Source organism: Candidatus Omnitrophota bacterium, from assembly GCA_028712255.1.
Taxonomy (GTDB): Bacteria; Omnitrophota; Gorgyraeia; order Gygaellales; family Profunditerraquicolaceae; genus UBA6249.
The window spans coordinates 1-4,638 of sequence record JAQTQJ010000029.1 but is presented as its reverse complement, the minus strand read 5'-3'; the positions used below and the strand labels follow the sequence as shown (position 1 = coordinate 4,638).

Here is a 4,638-nt window from a genome sequence, read left to right as displayed (position 1 = left end):
TTCGCATAGTATCTCTTGATAGGGTAAATGTTGATGCCCGGGCCGAGCATATTTTTTGTGATCTTACCGATTTTAATTCCTGCAGAGAATTAACTAGAGATACGGATTTTGTTTTTCATTTAGCCGGGATCAAGGGGTCAATTGAGGTTACCAAGTCTAAGCCCGCCAGTTTTTTTGTGCCGCTTTTAATGTTTAATACCAATGTACTTGAGGCTTGCCGGGTAAACAAAGTAAAAAAGGTTGTATATACCAGTTCTATAGGAGCGTATAAAAGCGCTGAAGTTTTTCGCGAATCAGAAGGAAACGAGGGGGCTCCGATGGACATGTTTCCGGGGTGGGCAAAACGGATGGCTGAACTTCAGGTTCAGGCTTATAAAATACAGTACGATTTGAATAATTTTGCGATAGTCAGGCCCTGTAATGTCTATGGACCGGGAGATAATTTCGACCCCAATAATGCTATGGTGATTCCTTCTTTGATGCAGAGGATCTATCAAAAAGAGGACCCTGTTCTGATCTGGGGGGATGGAACAGCGGTTAGGGATTTTGCCTATAGCCGTGATGTGGCCGAAGGAGTGATCCTTGCGCTCCATCACGGAACAAATTCCGGTTTTGTTAACCTGGGAAGCGGCAAGGGGGTATCGATAAAAGAATTAGTAGAAACGCTGAAGTCATTCTTAAATTTTAATTATAAATTTGATACTACCAAATCATCGGGTTTTCCGAAGAGGGTCATGGATATTTCTCTGGCCCAAAAAACCATCGATTATAATCCGTCTACTTTATTACTAGATGGTTTAAAAGAAACCTGGAATTGGTTTACCGGCCACCAGGAAGAATATTTAAAGAAGAAAAATTATTTTAAGGATTAATATGGAAATAACTAAAACCAAGCTCGAAGGCGTTCTTTTAATCAAGCCGCCGACAATTTTTAAAGACCACCGCGGAGTTTACGTGGAAACTTATAATGAGAAGCTTTATAAAGAAGCGGGAATAAATGTGGATTTTATCCAGGATGATATTTCGGTATCGAAAAAGAATGTTTTACGGGGCATTCACGGGGATAGTAAAACCTGGAAACTGATATCATGTCTTTACGGAGAATTTTACCTGGTTGTGGTCAATTGGGATAAGAATTCTGAACAATGCGGGAAATGGGAATCATTTACTTTATCTGAAAATAACAGATTACAAGTCCTGGTACCTGCGAAATTCGGTAACGGCCATTTAGTTTTAAGCAAACAGGCAATATTTCATTACAAGCAATCAACTTATTATGACCGCCCCGGCCAGTTTACAATAGCTTGGAATGATCCTAAGCTAAAAATCCGTTGGCCGGTTAAAAATCCGATATTATCATTAAGAGATAAAGATATTAACGTATCTTCAGTTAAATAAAGCGTGCAGACTTGGTTTAAGATAAGCGGAAGGAAGATTGAATGGGCTTAAGAAAGAAAGTGAGCAGGTTAATACGTTATTACAGGGAGAACGGATTAGCTGAGACAGTTAAATATTACAATGATAAAAGAGTCCAGTTTATTAGGAATAAATACCCGTTCGAGTATCAATGTCCGAAATCTATTACTATAGAAATAATGAATACTTGTAATATCAGATGTCAGCATTGTTATCTTAAAGCCCAGATTAATCCCGCTAAAAAATTCATGGACTATGATTTTTTTGAAAAGATTATACAGAAAACCTCTGCTTTAATTAAAACGGTTGGTGATGTAAATTTCGCATCGGTGGAAGCATTATTCCACCCGAATTTTTTCGATATGGTAGATCTAATCCAGAAAGTGGATAAGGATGCGCGCATACACATTAATACTAATGGTATGTTGCTTGATGAGGATTGTATTGATAAGCTTTTAAAGCGCAGAATATATACTTTTTCTCTTTCTCTTGACGGCTGTAAGAAGGAAACGGTCGAATCTTTTAAATCCGGCGTAGATTTTGATAAAATTATTAGGAATTGTAAAATGCTTAAAGAAAAAGGCAGGAACCAAGTGAAGATTGTGGCTAATTTTGTTGCGCATAGATCTAATATCAATGAAATTATGGATTATATTGATTTTTGCAATGATTTAGGTGTAACTGCCATTGGTATCACAGGTTTTATTTCCTATGATCAAAAAATGACGGGTGACTGTCTTTATTCGGAAAGCGGAATAATGGAAGTAGATGAATTGCTGCGTAAAGCTAAGGATAAAGCTGAATCAGTGGGGATATATTTAAGCCACCGGGAAACTAAGCTTACCCCAAAAGGTTGCCCTTCTTTGAATATCATGTATATCGACATAGAAGGTAATATTGTGCCTTGCGTTAACTTGTCGAAGAATACCAGGATAACATTACTTGATAAAACAGGAATTACCGAACAAGTAATTTGGGGAAATGTGATCAATGGAGATGCACGAAAAGTTTGGATGGATAAGCCATCCGTTAACTTCAGGAAGTCCTTATATGAAAACAAACTGCCTAATGAATGCTGCCTTTGCGCAATGGGTTATGGGGTTATTTGTTGAACAAGCAAGTAAGATAGTCATCATAGTAACAGCAAAAGTAAAAAGGATTGTATAAAAATGACTGAAAATGTATTCATGAAAAAAAATATTGTAGTAGCAGGAGGGGCTGGTTTTATAGGAGCTAATTTGATTAAAAAGCTTATCTTTATGGGAGCAAATCTTAGGGCTACTATCCATAAGAAAGATCCGGTTATTATCGATAAAAGAATAGAATATATCAAGTGTGATTTACTTAATATGGATGATTGCAAAAAAGCAGTTTCGGGCATGGACTATGTATTTATGTGCGCGGCAAATACTTCGGGTGCTGCAGTAATTGCAACTACTCCTCTTGTGCATGTAACGCCTAACATAATAATGAATTCTCAAATGCTTGAAGCTGCCTATTTAGCCGGAGTTAAGAAATTTATTTTTTTAAGCAGTAACGCTGCTTATCCGCCTTCAGCTGACCGTCCGGTTAAAGAAGAAGAGATGTTTGAGGCTGATCCCTATGATATTTATTTTGGTGTTGCTTGGATGAAGAGGTTTACCGAAATCTTATGCCGGCTTTATTCGGAGAAACTTAAGAACCCTATGCTTTGTGTTGTTGTTCGGCCTTCAAACATATACGGAACTTATGATGATTTTGATTTTGCAACTTCCCATATGATGGCAGCTACGTTAAGAAAGGTAGTCGAACGGCATAATCCTATTAAAATTTGGGGCACCGGCGATGATATCCGGGATTTAATCTATATCGATGATTTTATCGAAGGTTTGCTGTTGGCTGCGGAAAAAATAGATTCTTTCGATGCGATTAATATTGCTCAGGGAAAAGCTTACAGCCTAAAAGAGATCCTGCGGATGGCGCTGGAAATCGAAGGTTATGAGGATGCCTGCATAGAATACGATGCTTCTAAGCCTTCAATGATTCCGGTAAGATTAATTGACGTAAATAAAGCTAAGAAACTATTGAATTTTACAGCCAAAACAGATATCCGGGAAGGCATTGCCAAGACTATGTCCTGGTACCGTCAAACCTATATGTTACCGACTAAGAAGGTTTAAATTATGATTATTACCCGCACACCCTTAAGGATTTCTTTTTTTGGGGGAGGCACTGATTATCCCGCCTGGTATGATAAAAACGGGGGATCGGTCCTAAGTACGACAATAAATAAATATTGTTATATTAGCTGCAGGTATCTTCCGCCGTTTTTTAACCATAAATATCGCATAAGGTATGTTGAGCGCGAGGAGGTGCAGGTTGTTGATGAAATTAAACATCCTTCAGTGCGCGAATGCATAAGATTTATGAACGTCGGACATGGAATCGAAATGGTGCATACCAGTGATATTCCCGCAAGGTCGGGCGTTGGTTCAAGCTCTGCTTTTACGGTTGGTTTTTTACAGGCTTTAAATGCGCTTAAAGGAAAAATGTCTTCCAAAAGGCAATTAGCGCGTGATGCAATTTATGTGGAGCATAATTTGATTAAAGAGAATGTTGGGGCCCAGGATCAGGTTGCAGTAGCTTTTGGCGGTTTAAATAAAATTGATTTTGGCGGAGACGATGTATTTTATGTCTATCCAGTAACTATTCCTCGCGAAAGAATAGATCTATTCCAGACTCACCTAATGTTGTTTTTTACCGGTTTTTCAAGAAATGCCTCTGACATAGCCGGGGAGCAGATTAGAAAAACTTCGGAATTAAAAAAAGAACTCCAGGAAATAAAGGGCATGGTAGATGCAGCTATAGATATACTTAACAGTCAAACCCGTGATATTAAGGATTTTGGGAAATTATTGCATGAATCCTGGTTGATTAAACGCAGTCTTACACCGATGATCTCTTCAGATGAAATCAATTCTATTTATGATATATCCCGCAAAGCCGGAGCACTCGGGGGAAAACTGTTGGGTGCCGGAGGTGGAGGATTTATCCTTTTATTTGCTGAACCGGCAGTTCAAATTAAGATAAAAGAAAAGTTAAAAAATATTCTCCACGTTCCTTTTACTTTCGAAAAACTAGGAAGTCAGGTTATTATGTATTCTACGCAAGATTTCTATTAAAATGAAAAATATAGATGTGGTGGTTCTATGCGGTGGCAAAGGAGAGCGTTTACAAGCAGTT

The 4,638-nt window shown here is 38.2% G+C and carries 5 protein-coding genes; all 5 read left to right on the top strand.

Annotation, left to right across the window (positions count from 1 at the left end; translation table 11 throughout):
* A partial coding sequence (locus tag PHC29_08610; GenBank protein MDD5109538.1) for an NAD-dependent epimerase/dehydratase family protein occupies positions 1 to 872 on the top strand: 872 nt, incomplete at its 5' end.
* A 1-nt stretch (position 873) separates the two neighbouring features.
* Positions 874 to 1,398 (top strand): dTDP-4-dehydrorhamnose 3,5-epimerase, encoded by a 525-nt coding sequence (gene rfbC, locus PHC29_08605; GenBank protein MDD5109537.1) that lies wholly within the window; start codon positions 874 to 876, stop codon positions 1,396 to 1,398.
* Between the two features lie 41 nt (positions 1,399 to 1,439).
* Positions 1,440 to 2,528 (top strand): radical SAM protein, encoded by a 1,089-nt coding sequence (locus tag PHC29_08600; GenBank protein MDD5109536.1) that lies wholly within the window; start codon positions 1,440 to 1,442, stop codon positions 2,526 to 2,528.
* A gap of 75 nt (positions 2,529 to 2,603) precedes the next feature.
* On the top strand, positions 2,604 to 3,575 hold the full coding sequence (locus PHC29_08595) for an NAD(P)-dependent oxidoreductase (protein ID MDD5109535.1): 972 nt from the start codon (positions 2,604 to 2,606) through the stop codon (positions 3,573 to 3,575).
* 3 nt (positions 3,576 to 3,578) lie between these two features.
* On the top strand, positions 3,579 to 4,577 hold the full coding sequence (locus tag PHC29_08590; protein MDD5109534.1) for a kinase: 999 nt from the start codon (positions 3,579 to 3,581) through the stop codon (positions 4,575 to 4,577).
* Positions 4,578 to 4,638: the final 61 nt, after the last annotated feature.

Excerpts from the sequence above, each read along its gene's own strand:
- rfbC (MDD5109537.1), top strand. The coding sequence starts at position 874 with ATGGAAATAACTAAAACCAAGCTCGAAGGCGTTCTTTTAATCAAGCCG.
- PHC29_08600 (MDD5109536.1), top strand. The coding sequence starts at position 1,440 with ATGGGCTTAAGAAAGAAAGTGAGCAGGTTAATACGTTATTACAGGGAG.
- PHC29_08595 (MDD5109535.1), top strand. The coding sequence starts at position 2,604 with ATGAAAAAAAATATTGTAGTAGCAGGAGGGGCTGGTTTTATAGGAGCT.
- PHC29_08590 (MDD5109534.1), top strand. The coding sequence starts at position 3,579 with ATGATTATTACCCGCACACCCTTAAGGATTTCTTTTTTTGGGGGAGGC.